At 65.3% G+C, this 19,404-nt stretch carries 19 protein-coding genes and 1 pseudogene; 2 read left to right on the top strand and 18 right to left on the bottom strand.

What is annotated here, in order from left to right; genetic code table 11:
* Nucleotides 1–2: 2 nt before the first annotated feature.
* From EBI04_RS05640 to EBI04_RS05575, 14 genes and pseudogenes are all read right to left on the bottom strand, one after another.
* Nucleotides 3–908 (bottom strand): aspartate carbamoyltransferase catalytic subunit, encoded by a 906-nt coding sequence (locus EBI04_RS05640; protein WP_135256652.1) that lies wholly within the window; start codon nt 906–908, stop codon nt 3–5.
* Nucleotides 905–1,450 carry a bifunctional pyr operon transcriptional regulator/uracil phosphoribosyltransferase PyrR gene (gene pyrR, locus EBI04_RS05635; protein ID WP_135256651.1) on the bottom strand — a complete coding sequence of 182 codons (546 nt, stop codon included), beginning with the start codon at nt 1,448–1,450 and terminating at the stop codon, nt 905–907. Before pyrR ends, EBI04_RS05640 begins: the two co-directional genes overlap by 4 nt.
* A 209-nt stretch (nt 1,451–1,659) precedes the next feature.
* Complete coding sequence (locus EBI04_RS05630; protein ID WP_135256650.1) at nt 1,660–1,989, bottom strand: SPW repeat protein; 330 nt, start codon at nt 1,987–1,989, stop codon at nt 1,660–1,662.
* A 61-nt stretch (nt 1,990–2,050) separates the two neighbouring features.
* The gene (locus tag EBI04_RS05625) at nt 2,051–2,797 is read right to left on the bottom strand and encodes a sulfite exporter TauE/SafE family protein (protein ID WP_135256649.1); all 747 of its coding nucleotides are present in this window, start codon (nt 2,795–2,797) and stop codon (nt 2,051–2,053) included.
* Between the two features lie 5 nt (nt 2,798–2,802).
* Nucleotides 2,803–3,747, bottom strand: coding sequence for a 2-hydroxyacid dehydrogenase (locus tag EBI04_RS05620; protein WP_135256648.1), 945 nt, complete (start codon nt 3,745–3,747; stop codon nt 2,803–2,805).
* Nucleotides 3,747–3,926 carry a PIN domain-containing protein gene (locus tag EBI04_RS05615; RefSeq protein ID WP_240695392.1) on the bottom strand — a complete coding sequence of 60 codons (180 nt, stop codon included), beginning with the start codon at nt 3,924–3,926 and terminating at the stop codon, nt 3,747–3,749. The genes EBI04_RS05620 and EBI04_RS05615 overlap by 1 nt, the downstream gene beginning before the upstream one ends.
* Nucleotides 3,923–4,174 (bottom strand): AbrB/MazE/SpoVT family DNA-binding domain-containing protein, encoded by a 252-nt coding sequence (locus EBI04_RS05610; RefSeq protein WP_135256647.1) that lies wholly within the window; start codon nt 4,172–4,174, stop codon nt 3,923–3,925. Before EBI04_RS05610 ends, EBI04_RS05615 begins: the two co-directional genes overlap by 4 nt.
* Before the next feature lie 23 nt (nt 4,175–4,197).
* Nucleotides 4,198–5,508 (bottom strand): TldD/PmbA family protein, encoded by a 1,311-nt coding sequence (locus tag EBI04_RS05605; protein WP_135256646.1) that lies wholly within the window; start codon nt 5,506–5,508, stop codon nt 4,198–4,200.
* Nucleotides 5,505–6,899 (bottom strand): TldD/PmbA family protein, encoded by a 1,395-nt coding sequence (locus EBI04_RS05600; protein ID WP_135256645.1) that lies wholly within the window; start codon nt 6,897–6,899, stop codon nt 5,505–5,507. The genes EBI04_RS05605 and EBI04_RS05600 overlap by 4 nt, the downstream gene beginning before the upstream one ends.
* Before the next feature lie 78 nt (nt 6,900–6,977).
* Entirely contained in the window at nt 6,978–7,877 is a 900-nt protein-coding gene (gene holA / locus EBI04_RS05595) for a DNA polymerase III subunit delta (protein ID WP_135256644.1), read from the bottom strand.
* A 3-nt stretch (nt 7,878–7,880) separates the two neighbouring features.
* Entirely contained in the window at nt 7,881–9,038 is a 1,158-nt protein-coding gene (locus EBI04_RS05590; RefSeq protein WP_135256643.1) for an acyl-CoA dehydrogenase family protein, read from the bottom strand.
* A gap of 36 nt (nt 9,039–9,074) precedes the next feature.
* Nucleotides 9,075–9,284, bottom strand: coding sequence for a heavy-metal-associated domain-containing protein (locus EBI04_RS05585; RefSeq protein WP_135256642.1), 210 nt, complete (start codon nt 9,282–9,284; stop codon nt 9,075–9,077).
* A gap of 5 nt (nt 9,285–9,289) precedes the next feature.
* Nucleotides 9,290–9,714, bottom strand: a pseudogene (locus EBI04_RS05580) (DUF1999 family protein).
* A gap of 7 nt (nt 9,715–9,721) precedes the next feature.
* Nucleotides 9,722–11,053 (bottom strand): vWA domain-containing protein, encoded by a 1,332-nt coding sequence (locus EBI04_RS05575; protein WP_135256641.1) that lies wholly within the window; start codon nt 11,051–11,053, stop codon nt 9,722–9,724.
* Between the two features lie 227 nt (nt 11,054–11,280).
* Here EBI04_RS05575 and tsaD point away from each other — a divergent pair, with 227 nt between their 5' ends.
* Together tsaD and secA are read left to right on the top strand one after the other, a co-directional pair.
* Entirely contained in the window at nt 11,281–12,252 is a 972-nt protein-coding gene (gene tsaD / locus EBI04_RS05570) for a tRNA (adenosine(37)-N6)-threonylcarbamoyltransferase complex transferase subunit TsaD (protein WP_135256640.1), read from the top strand.
* A gap of 132 nt (nt 12,253–12,384) precedes the next feature.
* Nucleotides 12,385–15,402, top strand: coding sequence for a preprotein translocase subunit SecA (gene secA / locus EBI04_RS05565; protein ID WP_135256639.1), 3,018 nt, complete (start codon nt 12,385–12,387; stop codon nt 15,400–15,402).
* Nucleotides 15,403–15,445: 43 nt separating this feature from the next.
* Here secA and EBI04_RS05560 read toward each other — a convergent pair whose 3' ends face one another.
* From EBI04_RS05560 to speE, 4 genes are all read right to left on the bottom strand, one after another.
* Nucleotides 15,446–16,180 (bottom strand): YebC/PmpR family DNA-binding transcriptional regulator, encoded by a 735-nt coding sequence (locus EBI04_RS05560; protein ID WP_135256638.1) that lies wholly within the window; start codon nt 16,178–16,180, stop codon nt 15,446–15,448.
* Entirely contained in the window at nt 16,167–17,702 is a 1,536-nt protein-coding gene (locus tag EBI04_RS05555) for a cation:proton antiporter domain-containing protein (protein WP_135256637.1), read from the bottom strand. Before EBI04_RS05555 ends, EBI04_RS05560 begins: the two co-directional genes overlap by 14 nt.
* A 69-nt stretch (nt 17,703–17,771) precedes the next feature.
* Nucleotides 17,772–18,407 (bottom strand): DsbA family protein, encoded by a 636-nt coding sequence (locus EBI04_RS05550; RefSeq protein ID WP_135256636.1) that lies wholly within the window; start codon nt 18,405–18,407, stop codon nt 17,772–17,774.
* Between the two features lie 48 nt (nt 18,408–18,455).
* A complete protein-coding gene (speE, locus tag EBI04_RS05545; protein WP_135256635.1) occupies nt 18,456–19,400 on the bottom strand; it encodes a polyamine aminopropyltransferase in 945 nt (314 codons plus the stop codon).
* Nucleotides 19,401–19,404 lie beyond the last annotated feature (4 nt).

Raw genomic sequence — 19,404 nt, 5'->3', positions numbered from 1 at the left:
TTTTATCCTTCCCTTCCCACCAGGAGGTGGTACAGCACCGCCATGCGTACCGCCACCCCGTTATGCACCTGGCGGTTCACCAGGCTTCTTTCCGAGTCCGCCAGGGTGCCTTCCAGCTCCACGTCCCGGTTCATGGGGCCAGGGTGGAGGAGGAGGGCGTGGGGTTTGGCCTTTCTCAGGCGTCTTTCCGTCACCTGGTAGTGGGCGATGTAGTCCTGGAGGTGGATGAGACCGGCTTCCATGCGCTCCTTCTGGAGCCGCAGCACCATAACCGCATCCGCTTCCGCCAGGGCTTCGTCCAGGTGGGGGGTGAGCCGGGCCCCGGGAAGGCGTTGCGGGAGGAGGGTGGGGGGGCCTGCCACCCACACCTCAGCCCCGAGAAGAGGGAGGAGCTCCACGTTGGAGCGGGCCACCCGGGAGTGAAGGATGTCCCCCACAATGGCGATCTTCTTCCCCTCCAGGCTCCCTAGGGCCTCCAGGAGGGTGTAGGCGTCCAGAAGAGCCTGGGTGGGATGGGCCCGGCGGCCATCCCCTCCGTTCACCACCACCCCCTTCACCCACCGGGCAGCCTGGTGGGGCACCCCGGCGGCGTCGGCCCGGATCACGTAAGCATCTATGCCCATGGCCTCGAGGGTGAGCAGGGTGTCCTTGTAGCTCTCCCCCTTCTGCAGGCTGCTGGCCTGGGCGGCGAAGGACACCACATCCGCGGACATGCGCCTGGCCGCCAGCTCAAAGGAGAGGCGGGTGCGGGTGGAGGGCTCAAAGAATACCGTGGCCACGGTGAAGCCCCGGAGGGCGGGCACCCTCTTCACCGGGCGCTCCAGGACCTCGGCCATCACGCGGGCGGTGTCCAGGAGGCTTTCCACCTGGCCTCGAGTCCAACCCTGGAAATCTAGGAGGTGCCTCATGCTTCCTCCCTTTCCCAAAGCTCCACCCGGTCCTCCCCGTCCACTTCCTCCACCTTCACCTTCACCACCTCGTTTTTGGCCGTGGGGACGTTCTTGCCCACGAAATCGGCTCGGATGGGGAGCTCCCGGTGCCCCCGGTCCACGAGGACCGCCAGGTAGATGCGCCGGGGACGGCCTAGGTCCATGAGGGCGTCCAGGGCGGCCCGGGCGGTGCGGCCGGTGTAGAGCACGTCGTCCACCAGCACCACGGCCTTGCCTGTGAGGTCAAAGGGGATCCGGGTTTGGCGCACCTGGGGCCGGATCCCAATCTCAGAGAGGTCATCCCGGTAGAGGGTGATGTCCAGCATTCCCACCGGTACCTCCTTCCCCTCAAACTCCCGGATGTAGCGGGCGATGCGTTCGGCTAAGGGAATGCCCCGGGTGTGGATGCCCACAAGGGCCAAGCCCTCCACCCCTTTGTTGGCCTCCACGATCTCGTGGGCGATGCGGTGGAGAGCCCGCCGCACCTCCTCGGCGTTCAGGAGCTCTGCCTTAAAGCGCACAAAGCACCTCCAAAAAGAAGCGGAGGCCGAAGCCTCCGCCTGGCTTTTCCCAATGGCCGTCCTTATATCGTTCCATCTCTCCTCCTTTCCGGCCTCACGGGACCGGTTTAAAGGCCGACCTTACCTTACCTCCTGTCCCCAAGTGGTGCAAGAGGCCAACCCGCCTAGGGTTCATCCTAGGCGGAAGGTTTGAAGCACCGGATCGGAGTTCAGGCTGCCCGGGGTTTTTCCCGCGTGATGCTTAGGGCCAGGACACCCACCAGGATGCCCACGATAAGGGCATTCCACATGGCGTTTCCCATGCCGCTAAACCCCAGGATCCAGGGGGAGAGGATGAGCCAGATGCCCAGGACCACGTTCACCCACTCTTCCCACATGGGGCCACCCCGGAGGTGCATGAGGGCCATAAGCCCCACCACTACCCCCACGATGACCGCGTTCCACATGGCGGCGGGGGTGCCGCTAAAGCCCAAAAGCCACGGGGAAAGGATGAGCCAAACGCCAAGGACAAGATTGGCCCAATCCTGCCAGCGTTGCATTTGCCCACCTCCTTTCCCCTTTACGGTAGACCACCTTGGTCTCGAGGAATAGTGCAAAAGGTCACCGTTTCCTGCTGGAGGGACGGAGATACCGCCAGGAAGTCCATAAGAGCACCATGGCGAAGACCAGGCGTAAGGTAGCCTCGGGTAGAAAGTGGGCGGCCTCGCCTCCCAAAAAGGTACCTAAGAGCACCCCAGGTACCAGGCCAGGGGCTAGGAGGGTATCCACGTTGCCCAGGCGGTAGTGGGTATAGGCTCCCACCAGGCTGGCGGGTACCATGGCGAGGAGGCTCGTGCCCTGGGCGGTGTGCTGGTCCATGCCCAAGACCAGGACCATGGCCGGGACCATGATGGTCCCTCCTCCCACCCCCATCATGCCCGAGAGGAAGCCGGTGAGGCCCCCGGCTACCAAGAGGGCCAAATCCTGCAACGCCTCTCCACGGACCAAGCCCACCGGGGCCAGGTAGGGCTTCAGGAGGAGCAGAAAGGCCACCAGGAGGAGGAAGAGGCCGAAGGCCCGCTTGAGTTCCGCCTCAGGCAGGCTGTGGGCGTAGCGGGCCCCTAGGCGGGCGGTGAGGATGGCGGTGGCCGCTAAAAACAAGGCGGCCTTAAGGTTCAAGGACCCCTGGAGCCCGTAGGTGAGGGCTCCCATGAGCCCAGTGAAGAAGACCGCCACCAGACTGGTGCCGTGGGCCTTGTGCTGGGAAAGCTTGAAAACCCCCACCATGAGGGGGATCATGACCACGCCTCCCCCAAGCCCCACAAGGCCGCCGAAGCCTCCCCCCAGGACGCCGATGAGAAAGCTCATGGGACTCATACTACCGGGTTTGGGGGCTCTCGGCCTTCCAGAACGGCGAGGAGGTTCGCCACCGCCATCTCCGCCATGTGTTCCCGGGTTCGCCTTCCTGCCGAGCCGATGTGGGGGGTGATGACGGCGTTGGGCAGGGTGTAAAGGGGATGCCCTGGGGGCAAGGGCTCGGGATCGGTGACGTCCAGGCCGGCTCCGAAAAGTTGTCCCTTTAAGGCCTCCACCAGGGCCTCCGTGTCCACCAGGCCTCCCCGGGCGGTGTTGATCAGGATGCTTCCCGGCCTCATGGCGAAAAGCCTTTCCCGGTTCATGAGGCGGTGGGTCTCGGGGGTCAAGGGGGTGTGGAGGCTCACGATGTCGGATGTGGCCAGAAGTTCCTCCAGGGAAAGGTGAGGGTAGGGGAGGGGCTTTGGAGCACGGCTCGTATAGACCACCTTCATCCCGAAGGCCTCGGCCCTTTTGGCCATCGCCTGGCCGATGTGGCCCATGCCCACGATGCCCAGGGTAGCGCCCTGGAGGTCCATCCCCAGAAGGAGTTCGGGATGCCAGGCCCGCCAAAGGCCCCTTCGGGCATAGTCCACTCCCTCCACCACCCGCCTGGCCACCGCCAGGAGCAGGGCCAAGGTGAGGTCAGCGGTGGCCTCGGTGAGCACCCCGGGGGTGTGGGTCACGCGGATGCCCCGGGCTTTGGCCGCCTCGAGGTCCACGTGATCCACCCCCACGCTGTAGCAGGCGATGACCTTTAGTTCCGGGGCTCGGTCCATCACCTCGGCGTCGATACGGTCCTCCACGGTGGGGATGAGGCCTATCGCTCCCTCTACCCTCTTGAGGAGGTCTTCCCGAGGGAGGAAAAGCCCCTCGTGGACCTCCACCGGGTAACCCTTTTCCCGTAAACGGTCCAAGGTCTTTTCCGGAAGGCTGCGGGTCACAAAGATTTTTCCCTTGGGCATCAGGGCACCACCTCGAGCTCAGGGGGCCACCCTTGCCCGGCGCGAAGTTCAACGTAAACCGGGGGGCTAACGAAAAGAATCTCCCGGGATAGCTCGTCCAGCAGGGAGATGGCCTTCTCGTGTTGAGCGTTTTGGCGGTCCAGGGCAGCGAAGAGGATGTTGGTGTCCAGGCTGATCATCCCTTGCGCAGTTTCCGGATATAGCCCACCGCGTCGTGCCCCGTGGCCTTTCCCACGGCCTCGGCTTCCTCGGGATAGGCTTGGAGAAGTTCCCGCACAAGCTGTCGCACCGGTGGGCGCCAGGAGCGTAGGCGGATTTCTCCCCCCACCACTTCCACCAGGCGCTTTTCCCCGGGATGGAGCAAGGCCTGCCGAACCTCGGCGGGTAGGGTGATCTGGTATTTGGGGCTGATGGTGACCGTAGCCATGCCTTCAGCTTAGTTGCTTTACGCTAGGCTCCGGCAAAGGAAAGCTCCGCCACCGCCACCAAGGGGCTTCCGAAGGCGGCTCCCATCACCTCCCATTCCAGCCGGTCCCCCAGGCCCTCGATGGCCTGAAGGAGCTCCAGGAGGTTCCCGGCCACGGCGAAGTTTTCCACCGCGTACCGCGCCTCCCCCTCCTCCACCCAAAGCCCCAGGGCCTGCAGGGAGAAGTCCAGGCTCACGGGGTTGGCCCCGGCGTGGAGGCCCATGAACTCGGTTATCAAGACACCCTTTTCCAGGCGCAGGTTGCCCACCGGTTCCAGGTAAAGGTTCGTGGGGGCCACGTCCAGAATCCCGCGGTAGGTGCGGAAGGCGTGGCCGGTGTTCTCCTGGCTCAGGGTTCTGGCGGTTTCCGCGTTGTGCAGGAAGGTTTTGAAGATTCCCTTCTCCACCACCACCGTGCGCCGGGCCGGGGTACCCTCGGCGTCAAAGGGGCGGGAAAGGAGGCCCTTTTCCAGGGTGGGGTCGTCCACCAGGGTGACCCATTCTGAGGCGATCCGTTCCCCAAGCCGGTTTAAGAGACGGCTTTTGCCCTCGAGGGCGCTTTTGGCGGAAAGGGAGCGGGAAAGCACCAGGAGAAGCCCTGCCATGGCCTTGGGCTCCAGGTAGGCCCGGTAGCGGCCGGTGGGAAGGGGCCTGGCGTTTAAGTGCCTTGCGGTTTTCTCCCGGATTTCCAAAGCGGTGCGGCCGGGGTCCAGGAGGTGAAACTCCTTGGCCAGCTTGAAGTCCCAACCTTGCTTGAGGCTTGGGCCATCCCCCATCACCAGACTCCCCCCCATCCCAGCAAGCCCAGTGCGGAAGGCACCCTCGGTCCCTAAGGTGCTGGAGAGGGCCACCCGGACCTCCTTTTCCATGTAGCTCCCCATGAGGACGCTTCGGGTGCGGGGGTCCTCCCGCAAGGCCCTTTCCAGTTCCAGGGCGCTTTGTTTCTTGGTTTCCAGGGGAGCGGAGAGGCCCTCCCCCAGAAGATCGTGGCTTCCCAGAGTTTGGCCCGGGGGGATGAAGCTTTCCTTGTCGGCAAGAAGGGCGTTATCCCTGGCCTCCGATAGGGCCCACTCTAAGGCCTCCTGGGAAAGCTCTTCCGTGTAGGCGTAGCCCATGCGTCCCTGGGCCACCACCCGGAGGCCGATTCCCCCCTGGCGGGCCTCCTTGATCTCCTCTAGGATGCCCTGCCGGGCCCTTAAAGAAAGCTCCCGCTCCTCCTGGAAGAGGACCTCCGCCTGAAGGCCCAGTTCCCTTGCGCGCCTTAACAGGTAGCGCTTGGCTTCCTCCAGCGTCATGCCCTACCCCCCACCACGATCTCCGAGACCAGCACATGGGGCTGGCCCACCTCCACAGGCACCATCCCCGATAGGCTCCCGCACATCCCGGGGGCGTTTTCCCAGTCCTTGGCCACGGCCACCACCTTCCGGATGGTTTCCGGCCCCTTGCCCACCAGCATGGCCCCGCGCACCGGCTCCTCGAGGCGCCCCTTGCGGATGAGGTACCCCTCCTGCACGGCGAAGTTGTACTCCCCGGAGCCCGGCTTCACCTGTCCACCTCCTAACTCCTTGGCGTAGAGGCCGAACTCCACGCTGGCGATGAGGTCTTCCACCTCCTTGTCCCCCGGGGCGATGAAGGTGTTGCGCATGCGGGAGGTGGGAGCGAAGGTGTAGTCCTGCCTGCGGCCCGAGCCGGTCATGGGATAGCCGGTGAGAAGGTGGCCCAGGCGGTCCACCATGTAGCTTTTGAGGATGCCCCTTTCGATCAGCACCGTGCGCTCCGTGGGGCGGCCCTCGTCGTCCACCTCCGTGGAACCCCAGGCGTGGGGGAGGGTGCCATCGTCGATGTAGGTGACCGCAGGGCTTGCCACCTCCTCCCCAAGCCTATCGGCCAGGACGCTGGCCTTCTTGGCTACGCTGGTGGTTTCCAAAAGATGGCCCAGGGCCTCGTGGAAAATGACCCCGCCGAAGGCGTTTCCCACCACCACGGGCATGGTCCCGGCGGGGGCGGGCTTGGCCCGCAGGTTGGTGAGGGCCTGGCGGGCGGCCTTGGCCCCCACCTCCTTGGGGGGGAAGAGGTCAAAGAGTTCCAGGCCCACGCTCTTGCCGGGGGCCGCGTAGCCCGTCTGCACCTCCGTGCCCTCTTGGGCCACCGCCAGCACAAAAAGCCGGGTGCGGACCCTCTTTTCCTCGGCCCACGTGCCCTCCGTGTTGGCGATCAGGACTTCTTGCTCCCACTCCTGGAGGCTGGCCTCCACCTGTCTGATCTCCGGGGCGATCCTGGCGCCGGCCTCTGCCTCCAGAAGCCTTTCCAGACGGTAGCGCTTGTCCTTTTCCCCGTAGGGTACCTTGGGGGTGTGGAGGCCTTTGGGGGAAGCTTTGCGGAAGTCCAGGCCCCCGGCACCCCGCTCGTCCACCTGCCCCAGGGCTCCCTTGGCCCGGAGGAGGGTTTCCAGGGCTTCCAGGAGGCCTTCGCGGGTGAGCTGGTTGGTGTAGGCGTAGACCACCTCGGTGCCAAAGAAGAGGCGGAGGCCCGCTCCGTAGTCCAGGCCAGAGATGGCCTCCTCCAGGCGGCCCGAACGCACGGTCATGCGCCGCTTCCGGGAACGCTCCGCATAGATCTCGGCGAAGTCAGCCCCGCCCTCCAAGGCTTGCCGTAGGACGGTTTCTACCAGGTCTGGGCTGAGCATGCAAGGAGGCTAACCCAGGACTGACCCGCGGGTCAACTCCTTAGGGAAGAATTCCCTGTAGGACTCCTTTGGGGGGTGTCACGCAGGTTCTGCCGGGGTGAGGTGAAGGAGGGTGTAGACCACTCTTTCCAGGGCCAGCCAGGGATCCTTGCCCTCTTTGGCCCGGCGCTCCGCCTGGATCAGGGCGTCCAGGCTGGCCTCGAGGGCTTGCTTGGGGAGGCCTCGAGCCAGCTCCAGGGCCCTTTTGGCCGCGTAGGGGTGGGCCTCGAGGCGGGTGAGGTCGGCCTCGGTGGGCCTGGGGTGTTCCTCGAGGAGCATCCAGGCCCTGGCCAGAAGGGAAAACTGCCAGGCGAAGGCCCCAAGGAGCCTTAGGGGCTCCTCCCCCTCCTCCCTTAGCCGCCTAAGGTGGCGGAAGGCGGCCTTGGCATCCCTTTCCAAAACCGCCCGCACCAGGTCGAATCCGCTCACGGGGGGCTTTAGGGCCACTACCCTTTCCACCTTTTCCAGGCTGAGGGGCGGGGAAAGGAGGGCGAGCTTCTCCATCTCCCGTTCCAGGGCCTCGAGGTCCCCTTCCAGGGAGGCCAGGTAGTGGGCGATGCCGGCGGGTAGCCTGAACCCCAGTCGCTTGGCCCGGTTTTCCAGGTGGCGGACGAGGTCCTTGCCCTTCGGGGTAGGAAAGTCCCGCCTTTCCCGGGTGCGGTAGAAGGCGGCCCGGGCGGTGGTGGGCTTGGGGTCAAGGAGGAGCACGGCCACCTCCTCGGGGGCGCTTTCCAGGAGGGGCTTTAACCCCTTCCACTCCCCGTCGCTCACCTCCCTCAGGTCCAGCATGGCCCCGGCTTGCCCGAAAAGCCCGGGGCTTAGGGCCTCCGCCAGGGCCTCGGGCGTAGGCTCGGTGAAGTGGGTGAGGCCCCGAAGGGAAGCCTCCTGGAGGAGGGCCTCCTTGGCCAGAAAGGGATCCCCCGTAAAGGCGATGATCATGCTCTAAAAGGCGTTCAGCCCCGTGGCCTCCCGCCCCAGGACCAGGGTGTGGATATCGTGGGTGCCCTCGTAGGTGTAGACGGTTTCCAGGTTCAGCATGTGGCGGATGGCGTGGTACTCCAGGGTGATGCCGCTTCCCCCCAGGATGTCCCGGGCCAGGCGGGCTGCTTTGAGGGCCTTCATCACGTTCTGCCGCTTGGCCAGGGAAACCTGGGCCGGCTTGAGCTTCCCCTCGTCCTTGAGCCGGGCCAGGCGCCAGGCGAGAAGTAGCCCCTCCGTGTGGTCGGCCAGCATCTCCGCCAGCTTGGCCTGTACCAGCTGCTTTTTGGCGATGGGCTCGCCGAAGGTGCTTCGGCTCTTGGCGAACTCCACCGCCTCGGTATAGACCGCCTCCAGGGCCCCCAGGACCCCCCAGGCGATGCCGAAGCGGGCCTGGGTGAGGCAGGAGAGGGGGGCCTTGAGCCCCTCCGCCTTGGGCAGGCGCAGGGATTCGGGCACCCGCACCTCCTCCAGGATGAGCTCGCTGGTCACCGAGGCCCTTAGGCTCATCTTGTGCTTCACCTCCCGGGCCTGGAAGCCTGGGGTGTCGGTGGGGACGATGAAGCCCAGAACCCGCCCCTCCTCGTCCTTGGCCCAGACGATGGCGATATGGGCCAGGTTGCCGTTGGTGATCCACATCTTGGTGCCGTTCAGCACCCAGATGTCTCCTTCCCGGCGGGCCTTGGTCTTCATGTTGCCGTAGGGGTCCGACCCCCCGTCGGGCTCGGTGAGGCCGAAGCAGCCCACCATCTCCCCCCGGGCCAGTTTGGGCAGGAACTCCCGCTTCTGCTCCTCGCTCCCGAAGGCGTAGATGGGGTACATGACCAAGGAGCTCTGCACGCTCACGAAGCTCCTGAGCCCCGAGTCCACCCTTTCTAGCTCGTAGGCGATGAGGCCGTAGGCGGCGCTAGAAACCCCTGCCCCCCCGTACTCCGGGGGCAGGGTGGGTCCTAGGAAGCCCAGCTCCGCGAACCGGGGGATGAGGTGGGTGGGGAAGACCCCTTCCTCCCACCAGTCGCGGATAAAGGGCAGGGCCTCCTTTTCCAGGAAGCGGCGGGCGGCCTTCCTAATCTCCTTTTCCTCCGGGGTGAGGAGGTCTTCCAGGGCGTAGAAGTCCAGCATGGGGCACCTCGGGTACCAGTCTATCTCTTGGGGACGCTAAAGCATGCCTGCCAGGAAGCCCTGTTCCCGGATGGTGCGGAGAAGGTCCATCACCGTGAGAACCTGAGGGTCGTACTCCACCAGGACCTGGGTGGGGCCGGTGGCCTGGACCTGGGAGGTGCCCTCGAGGTCCCGCAACGCCCTAAGGATCCGCTCCATCCCCTCGGGGGTAGGCTCTCCCCGGATGCCGATGAGAACCCGGTTCATGGTCCCTATTCTAGGACGCCCCGGGTTTCCCCCCTTTGCCCCCGGCTCCCCAGGACCCGCACCGCCAGCACCAGGGGCCCGATGGCGAAGCCCTGGGCCTGCAAGGCTCTTTGAAGGTCCTCCCGTGTGGGGTCCAGGTGCAGGGCCACCTCGTAAACCCCGGCGTCGTAGGCGCTTTTCACCACCGCAGCCAGGAGGCCCTCCAGGACGGCCTGGCTCCTGCCCTCCACCCGGGTGACGAGGACCGTGGTGGCCTCCCCCTGCCACACCGCCTGGGCCAGGGCAAAGCCCATGGGCTCCTCCCCCCTTCCGCCAGGAAGGAGTGGCCGGTGCGGGCGAAAAAGCGCACAGCACCCAGGCTCAAGGGCCGGCTTCCCGCCACCCGGTTGAGGAGGTCCAGGTCCAGCTCGGTAAAAGGACGGAAGCGCATGGGCCCATTATGCTTCCTGGGCCCGGGGTTTGGGGCGGAAGAGAAAGGCTTCGAGAAGGAGCACCAAGGCAGCGAGGAGGGCGAGGAACCGGCCTGCCCCTCCCTGCTTTGAAGGAAGGAAGCTGGGCCCGGGGGTGGGCAGGAGGGTTTCTCCGGGGGAAAGGAGGCCCGCGCGCACCTCCCGGTAGGGTTTGAGGAAGTTGTAAACCAGGAGGGGGAAGAAGGGGCGCTCCTGGAGGGCGGCCAAGGGAGGCAGGTACAGGCCTCTTTCCGTCAAGTAGACGAGGCCCACCCCATCCTCCCCTTCCACCAGGGGCTGCCAGGGGGCGGGGGGCTTGGGGGGTGGGGGGAGTCTCTCCCCCAAGAGGGCTACTCCTTCCAGTAGGGGGTGGGGGGTGGTGAGGAGAACCAGGGTAGGGTTTCCCCCGGAAGGGGCCAGATAGAGGGTAGGCCTGTCGGGAAGCCCCTGGGGTACCCCGATGCGCACCCGCACCTCCTCCCCAGGAACCGCCCCCAGAAGGAGGAAGAGCCTTTCCAAGGCAGGGGCCTTGGGGTAGTCCACCCCGATCCGCTTTAGGCCGAAGCCCGCTTCGTCGTCCAAGTCCAGGACACCTCCATTCAGGAGCCGGGCGGTAAAGGTGGGGGGAAGGTTTTCCAGCTGGGCAAAGCCCCGGGCCGGAACCCGCACCTCTTCCACCCTGCCACCTACCTCCACCTGGGCGACAAGGGGGCGGCTTGCGCTATTCCCTAAGGCCAGAAACCCTTGGGCCACGGCCACGATCCCCAGGTTCTCCCTGGGGCTTCCCACCCCGATGTACCCCTCCGCCCCAGGGGGCGGGGGGCCATCCGTGGCCACCAGCACCGGAGCTTTTAGAAGCCTCCGCCCTAGGGCGATGGCCTCCTCCAGCCGGGCCTCCCGGTCCTTGGCCTCCAGCGCCAGGAGCCGGGTTCTCAGGGCGATGCCGGGGGCGGGGCCATAGGCTTCCGGCCTTTCCCCAGCCCGCACCAAGACGGCCTCCGGGGCTCTTTCCAGGAGGGGAAGAAGCCTTTCCTTGGCCAGGTCCAAACGGGTCTTGGCCCCTTCCCGGGAGGCCATACTGGCCGAGGTGTCCACCACGAAGACCATGGGGGAGGGCCCCAAGGGGGGATCCTCGAGGGCCAGGACCATCAAGGCGGCTGCCAGGAGAAGGAGGAAAAGCCTTAAGTCCAGCCAGGGCCGAAAGCGCTTCTTCCTGCCCCTCTGCCAAAGCCATACCCCGGCCCAGGGGCGCACCCTGGGCCTCTTCGCCCGGTAAAGGAGGTATACGAGGAGGAGCACCGGAAGGAGGAGCCAGAGCATTGTCCTTAGCCTAGTCCGGTCCCTGGGCATCTGCTAGGGTAGGGGTGGCATGGGGCTTAGGCCGACGCCAGCCAAGGTGCCTTGGGAGTGCCCGGATACGACAGGGAAAGGGTATCGCCTGAGAGGGCAGCCCGGGTTACCTTTTTTGACGAGGGAAGTGGCGAATGCTTTCCTCTGGAGTGTCCTTGGAAAGGGGGCAGGGCTTTTTCCTGGCTGGAAGGATAGCCATGTGGATTTTGGGTATTGACACCTCCTGCGACGACACAGGGGTAGGCCTGGTGAAGGACGGGAAAGTGGTGGTGAACCTGGTGGCCAGCCAGGTGGCCCTGCACGAGGCCTATGGCGGGGTGGTGCCGGAGCTGGCGAGCCGCGAGCACCTTAAGGTCCTCCGCCCCCTGGCGGAAAGGGCCTTGGCCGAGGCGGGGATAGGGCCCAAGGACCTTTCCCTGGTGGCGGCTACCCGTGGCCCTGGGCTCATCGGGGCTCTGCTGGTGGGGTACACCTTCGCCAAGGGTCTGGCCTGGGCCCTGGGGCGGCCCTTCTACGCCGTCCATCACCTCGAGGCCCACATCGCCGCCGCTTGGCCCGAGGGGCTAGAGCCTCCCTTCCTGGCCCTGGTGGCCTCGGGAGGGCACACCCACCTCTTTGAGGTTCGGGGCCTGGGAAAGTACCGCCTTCTGGGGGCCACCCGGGACGACGCCGCTGGGGAGGCCTTTGACAAGGTGGCGAGGCTTCTGGGCCTGGGCTTTCCTGGGGGACCCGAGATCGAGCGCCTGGCCCAGGAAGCCAGGGAGAAAGTGCCCTTCCCCGTTCCCCTCAAGGACCAGAAGGGGTACGAGTTCAGCTTCTCCGGCCTAAAGACGAAGGCGGTGCAGCTGGTGGAGGCTGGGCATCCCGCTCCAGCCTTGGCCAGGGGGTTTCAGGAGGCGGCGGTGGAGCACCTGGCTCAGGTGGTCATCCGGGCTGCCCAGGACACGGGCCACAGGGTGCTTCTGGTAGCGGGAGGTGTGGCCGCCAACCGGGCCCTGCAGGCTCGCTTCCAGGAGGCGGGGCTTACCGTGTACTTTCCTCCCAAAGGCCTTTCCCAGGACAACGGGGCCATGGTGGCCCTGGCGGCCTGGAGGCGCCACCAGGCGGGCTTTCCCCCAAGCCCCCTGTCGCTTGGGGCCACCGCCTACTGGCCCCTCGAGGAGGCTTAAATGCTCCGCTGTGGCCTGTGGTGGGGGCCCTAAGGAGGCGATGGTTATGCCCTTCCGCCGGCTATAGGGGGCTTTGCATGCGGGCCCTCAGGAGGGTTTCTCATCCAAAAGGGGAGTACAATCGGCCCTAGGATGCTGGGCCTCATACGGAAGCTCTTTGACAACAACGAGCGGGAGATCGCCCGCTACTACAAGCAGGTGGTGGAGCCCACCAACCGGCTGGAGCCGGAGGTGGAGAAGATCGCTGACCTGGCCGTGGCCTATGCGGAGCTCAAGGAGAAGCACGAGAGGGGAGCGAGCCTCGAGGAGCTTCTCCCCATGGCCTTCGCCTTGACCCGGGAGTCCGCCAAGCGCTATTTGGGCATGCGCCACTTTGACGTGCAGCTCATCGGCGGGGCGGTGCTCCACGAGGGCAAGATCGCGGAGATGAAGACCGGGGAGGGCAAGACCCTGGTGGCCACCCTGGCCGTGGCCTTAAACGCCCTCACCGGCAAGGGCGTGCACGTGGTCACGGTGAACGACTACCTGGCCCGCCGCGACGCGGAGTGGATGGGGCCCGTGTACCGGGGCCTGGGCCTTACGGTGGGGGTCATCCAGCACGGCTCCACCCCCGAGGAGCGTCGCAAGGCCTACCTCGCCGACGTCACCTACGTGACCAACTCCGAGCTGGGCTTCGACTACCTTCGGGACAACATGGCCATCAGTCCAGACCAGCTGGTGCTCCGCCACGATACCCCCTTGCACTACGCCATCATCGACGAGGTGGACTCCATCCTCATCGATGAGGCCCGCACCCCCCTCATCATCAGTGGCCCGGCGGAGAAGGCCACCGACCTCTACTACAAGATGGCGGAGATCGCCAAGAAGCTGGAACGTGGCCTTCCTCCAGAGCCTGGGGTGCGCAAGGAGCCCACGGGGGACTACACCATTGAGGAAAAGAACCGCTCCGTCCATCTCACCCTCCAGGGCATCGCCAAGGCGGAAAAGCTCCTGGGGGTGGAGGGGCTTTTCAGCCCGGAGAACATGGAGCTTGCCCACATGCTCATCCAGGCCATAAGGGCCAAGGAGCTTTACCACCGGGACCGGGACTACATCGTCCAAGACGGCCAGGTCATCATCGTGGACGAGTTCACGGGCCGCCTCATGCCGGGGCGGCGCTATGGGGAGGGCCTCCACCAGGCCATTGAGGCCAAGGAGGGGGTGAGGATCGAGCGGGAGAACCAGACCCTGGCCACCATCACCTACCAGAACTTCTTCCGCCTCTACGAGAAGCGGGCCGGCATGACCGGCACCGCTAAAACCGAGGAGAAGGAGTTCCAGGAGATCTACGGCATGGACGTGGTGGTGGTGCCCACCAACCGCCCCATGATCCGGCAGGATTTCCCCGACGTGGTCTACCGCACGGAGAAGGGCAAGTTCTACGCGGTGGTGGAGGAGATCGCCGAGAAATACGAACGGGGCCAACCCGTATTGGTGGGCACCATCAGCATCGAGAAGTCCGAAAGACTTTCCCAGATGCTCAAGGAGCCCCGCCTCTATCTGCCCAGGCTGGAGATGCGCCTGGAGCTCTTCAAGAAGGCCAGCCAGAAGCAGCAGGGGGAGGAGTGGGAGCGCCTGAGGAAGCTTCTGGAAAAGCCCACCCAGCTTAAGGATGAGGACCTGGCCGCCTTTGAGGGGCTCATCCCCCAGAAGGGGAATCTGCGGGCCGCCTGGGAAGGCTTAAAGCGGGCGGTGCACACCCTGGGCATCCTGCGCCAGGGCATTCCCCATCAGGTGCTGAACGCCAAGCACCACGCCAAGGAGGCGGAGATCGTGGCCCAGGCGGGCCGGAGCAAGACGGTCACCATCGCCACCAACATGGCTGGCCGGGGCACGGACATCAAGCTGGGGGGCAACCCCGAGTACCTGGCGGCAGCCCTTTTGGAAAAGGAGGGCTTTGACCGGTACGAGTGGAAGGTGGAGCTCTTCATCAAGAAGATGGTGGCGGGTCAGGAGGAAGAGGCCCGGGCCCTGGCCCAGGAGTTGGGCATAAAGGAAGAGCTCCAGGAAAAGATCCACCAGATCCGGGAAGAGTGCAAGGCTGATGAGGAACGGGTGCGGCAACTGGGAGGGCTTTTCATCCTGGGCACCGAGCGGCACGAGTCCCGCCGCATCGACAACCAGCTTCGGGGCCGGGCCGGGCGCCAGGGGGACCCGGGGGGAAGCCGCTTCTACGTGAGCTTTGACGACGACCTCATGCGCCTTTTCGCCTCGGACCGGGTCATCGCCATGCTGGACCGCATGGGCTTTGACGACTCCGAGCCCATCGAACATCCCATGGTGACCCGTTCCATCGAAAGGGCCCAGAAGCGGGTGGAGGACCGCAACTTCGCCATCCGCAAGCAGCTTTTGCAGTTTGACGACGTGATGGCCCGCCAGCGGGAGGTGATCTACGCCCAGCGCCGCCTGATCCTTCTGGGGAAGGACGAGGAGGTGAAGGAGGCGGCCTTGGGCATGGTGGAGGAGACGGTGGCGGGGATTGCGGAAAACTTCCTGAACCCGCAGGTGCACCCCGAGGACTGGGACCTGGATGCCTTGAAAGCTGCTCTCCTGGACACCGTGCCCCAGCTGGCGGACTTCCCCTTTGAGGGGCTTCGCACTTTAAAACCGGAAGAGGGCGTGGAGCGCCTGGTGGAGGCGGCCCTAAAGGCCTACGAGGCCAGGGAGCAGGAGCTTTCCCCTCCCCTGATGCGGGCGGTGGAGCGCTTTGTGATCCTCAACGTGGTGGATTCCGCCTGGAAGGAGCACCTGCACAACCTGGACGTGCTCCGTCAGGGCATCTTCCTGCGGGGCTATGGCCAGAAGGACCCCTTCCAGGAGTACAAGATCGAGGCCACCCGGCTTTTCAACGACATGGTGGGCTTCATCAAGGGGGAGGTGGCCAAGTTCCTCTTCCGCCTTAAGGTGGAGGCGGAGCCGGTGCGCCCGGTACGGGAGGCTCCTTACGTGCCCGTGCCCGCTCCCCAGGATGCTTTGCGAAGAGAGCAGCTTGGGGAAGCCCGGCCCTTTGGCGTGGAGAAGAAGCGCCCCACCACGCCGCCCCAGCCTGGCCTTTCCCGGGCCGAGCGCCGAAGGCTCATGCGGGAGGAGAAGAAGCGCAAGAAAGAGTGAGCAAACCGGCCCGGGGTAACCCCGGGCCGGAAGGCGAATTCGGTTAGGCCTCCACCTGGAGGCTCGTAGGGTCCAGGTTGGTGTAGACGTGCTGCACGTCGTCCAGGTCCTCCAAAGCCTCCACCAGGCGCATCACCTTGGCGGCCTCCTCAGGAGGCAGGGCCACGGTATTCTGAGGATGCTGCACCACCTCCACCGCCTCCACGGGAATGCCCCGCCTTTTAAGCTCCTCAGCCATGCGGTAGGCCTCGGCGGGGTCGGTGTAGATGGTGAGGCTTTCCCCTTCCTCCTCGAGGTCCAGGGCTCCAAGCTCTATGGCTGCCTCCTGGGCCGCTTCGGAGTTCTGGCAGACGATCACGCCTTTGCGCTCAAACTGCCAGGCCACGCTGCCGCTGGCCCCTAAGGAGCCCCCGTGCTTGTTGAAGACGTGGCGCACCTCTCCGGCGGTGCGGTTGCGGTTCTCCGTGAGGGCGTAGACCAGAAGGGCCACCCCGCCCGGGGCGTAACCCTCGTAGACGATCTCCTCGTACTGCTCGGCGCCTTCCCCGCCCCCTTGCAGTTTCTGCAGGAGGCGCTCGATGTTCTCCATGGGAACGTCGTCGGCCCGGGCGGCCTCGATGGCGTTACGGAGCTGGACGTTAACCTCGGGGAGGGGGCTTCCCCCGGCGCGGGCTGCCGCCTGGATGGCCCGCAGGTGTTTGGAGATGATCTTGCCGCGCTTGAGGTCGTTGGCGGCCTTTTTGCGCTTGATCTGTGCCCACTTGCTATGACCGGCCATGGCTCACCTCACCCATTATAGCCAGCCTTTCCAGTACCTTCTCCGCCAGCCGTTCCCCGGCTTCGCGGAAGGGGTGGAAGAGGAGGGTGACGCCGGCAGCCTCCAGAACGGGGTCTTCCTCCAGGTGGAAGCTGGTGGCGGCCAGGATCCCCTTAAAGCCCCGCTCCTTCAGCCAACGGGCGGCCAGGAGCTTGGCCTCGAGGTCCGGCAGGGCCAGGACCACCGCCTTAAGCCCTGTGAGGTCCAAGCGCTCCCAGAGCTCGGGGTCCTCCGCATCCCCGTAGAGCACCCGCCTGCCCTTGGCCCGGTGGCGCTCCACCTTCTCCGGATCCGCATCCAGGCCAACGGGTTGCTCCCCCCCTCCCTCCAGCACCCGGTAGACGGCTCCCCCCGTGCGCCCCATCCCCATGATGAGCACCGTGGCCCCGTCCAGGCGCTCGGGTTCCTGGTCCGGATGCCCTCCTTTGCGCTCCAGACGCAAAAGCCAGGGCTCGAGGCGCTTGTAAAGGCCGTGGCTGTACCGGGCGAAGGGGGCGGAGAGGGCCATGGAGAGGGCCACGACCACGGCCAGGGTGCTGAGGTTAAGGGGCAGGTAGCCGGCCCGTTCCAAGACCACCCCCACGATGAGGGCAAACTCTGAGTAGTTGGCCAGGTAGAGCCCGGCCACGAAGCCCGTCCGGGCCCGGAGGCCAAGGAGTAGGAAGAGGGCGAAGAAGAGAGGGGCCTTAAGCAAGGAGAGGAGGAGCAGGCTGGCCACGAGCCCTATATCCACGCTCCGAAACCCCTCCTTTAGGCCGAGGTCCAGGAAGAAGGCCACCAAGAAGGCCTCTTTGAGGCTCCAAAGGGCACGGGCCATCTCCGTACCCTTGGCGTGGCCCGAGAGCAGGCTGCCCATGAGAAGGGCTCCCAGCTCGGGGGAAAGGCCCACCTGGCGGAAGGTTTCCCCTCCCAGAAGGGCCAGCCCGAGGCCGAAGAGGACGAGGAGCTCATCGTGGCCGCTCCTTTCCAGAAGCCAGGCCACCCCGTGGCGAACCAGGGGGTAAAGGAGGAGCAGGACCGCCCACGGGCTCACCTCCTTACCCCCGTAAAGGGTGAGGAGGCCCACCGCCACCAGATCCTGGAGGACCAGGATGCCGATGCTCAGGCGGCCATGATAGGTGGTGAGTTCCTTCTTGTCCTCCAGGACCTTGGCCACCAGCACCGTGCTGGAGAAGGCCAGGGCCAAGGCCAGGGGAAGGTGTTTCAGCCAAAGGGCGGCCAAGAGGCTAAAGAGGAAGAGGTGAAGGCTTCCCACCCCCAGGACCCGGGGTTCCAGCAGGTCCTGCGCGCGAAGCTTTAGCCCCACGCTGAAGAGGAGGAGCAGGACCCCGATCTCGGCGGCATGATGCAGGAATTCCGTCTCCCTTAGGCCCAAGCTGTGCAGGGCGAAGCCTGCCCCCAGATAGCCCACCAAGGGAGGAAGCCCCAGGCGGCTGGCTAAGAGGCCCAGAGTAAAGGCAGCGGCCACCCAGAGGGCTTCCATGGCTTCCAGGGTAACAGACCAACATGGGACAAAGGGGGTGTACCCTCCCTTGCCCCTACACCGAAAGGTTCACTTCTTTTCTGCCAGGGCCTTGTCCAAGAGGGTCTTCCACTCCTCGTAGGGCAGGAAGCCCGTGCGCTTTTCCCCTGCGATGAAGAAGGTGGGGGTACCCGTGAGGCCTAGGTCCGAGGCCAGCTTCTGGTCGGCCAGGACCCCCTCGCGGTGCTTATTGGAGGAAAGGCACTGGCTAAAGGTGTTCTCGTCCAGCCCCATCTGCCTCGCCAGATCCACCAAGTAGCGGTCCAGCACGCTCCCCTGCAGGTTTCCCCAATTAGGGGCAGCCCGGAAGAGGACCTCGTGGTACTCGTAGTAGCGCCCTTGGTCGGCGGCACAGGCAGCGGCCTCGCTGGCCCGGATCACGTTGGCCTGGCCAGGGAAGGGGAAGTCGCGGAAGAGGTAACGCACCTTACCGGTGTCGATGTACTCGGCTTTAAGTCGGGGGAGGACGTTTAAAGCGTGGTTCTGGCAGTGGGGGCAGAGGTAGTTGGAAAAGTCCACCACCACCACGGGGGCATTGGGGTCGCCCAGGGCGAAGCGGGCACCTTGGGCGGGGTCCAGCCCGGCTTTCCCCTTGGGACCCCAAAGGATCCAGCCCAAGCCGAGAAGGGCCAGGGCCACCACTACGAGAACTATAGCCCGCTGCATGGGTTTACTCTACCACGCTCCCAGTGAGAAACCCTGAGAGAGGCCCCCTTAGCCCCGGTAGGGGGACTGACGGGCCTCGCCCTCCGGGGTGAGGTAGAAGGGGTTCGCATCGGTGGATACCATGGTTTCCGTTTCCACTGCCTCCTGGATGTCCTTGGGCAGGACGAACATGGCCTCGAGGTAGGGGGCGGAGAGGTGCCTTAAAGCCAGCTGCCGCTCCCGGATGCGGGCTTCGATAACCCCTTCGGAGAAGGCCGCAGGGTCAAAGGCATCCGAGGCCAGGAGGAAGCCGAAGTTGAGGAAGAAGCCCGGGATGTGGTTCTTGTAGCTCCGCACGTGGCGGAACACTTCCCGCACCGTGCGGTGCACCACGGGATGCACGCGGTGGTGGGTGAGCATGATCATCCCCGCCTGCATCCCCATGACCCCTCCGGGGTTCAAGTGGGCCTTCACCAGACGGTAAAACTCCACCGTGTAGAGAAGCCGTGCGGGGTTGTCCTCCCCCACGGGGTCCGTGAGGTCGATGATGATGACATCGTACGTGTCCTGGGTGCGCTCCAGGTAAGCCCGGGCGTCGTCGATGATCAGGACCGTTCGGGGATCCTCGAAGGCTCCCTGGTGCCATTCGGGCATGTGGCGCTTGGCCACCTCCACCAGTTCCCCGTCGATGTCCACCATCACCGCCCGTTCCACGGTGGGGTGCTTGAGCACCTCCCTCAGGGTGGCCCCTTCCCCGCCTCCCACGATGAGCACGGTCCTGGGCTCGGGGTGGGAGAGCATGGCGGGGTGGACCAGGGTTTCGTGGTAGACGTACTCGTCCCTTTCGGTGCTCTGCACGTCCTTGTCCAGGACCAGCACCTTGCCGAAGCCCTCGGTTTCAAAGAGAAAGTAGTCCTGGTACCGGGTGCGGCCGGAGGCGATCACCCTTTCCATGCGCCGCACCATGGTTTCGTAAGGGGTGATGTGCTCAAAAAAGTACATGCCGTAGTCCATAGCT

Origin of the sequence: Thermus caldilimi (assembly GCF_004684245.1) — a bacterium.
GTDB lineage: Bacteria > Deinococcota > Deinococci > Deinococcales > Thermaceae > Thermus > Thermus caldilimi.
This window is presented reverse-complemented; position numbering and strand designations above follow the sequence as displayed.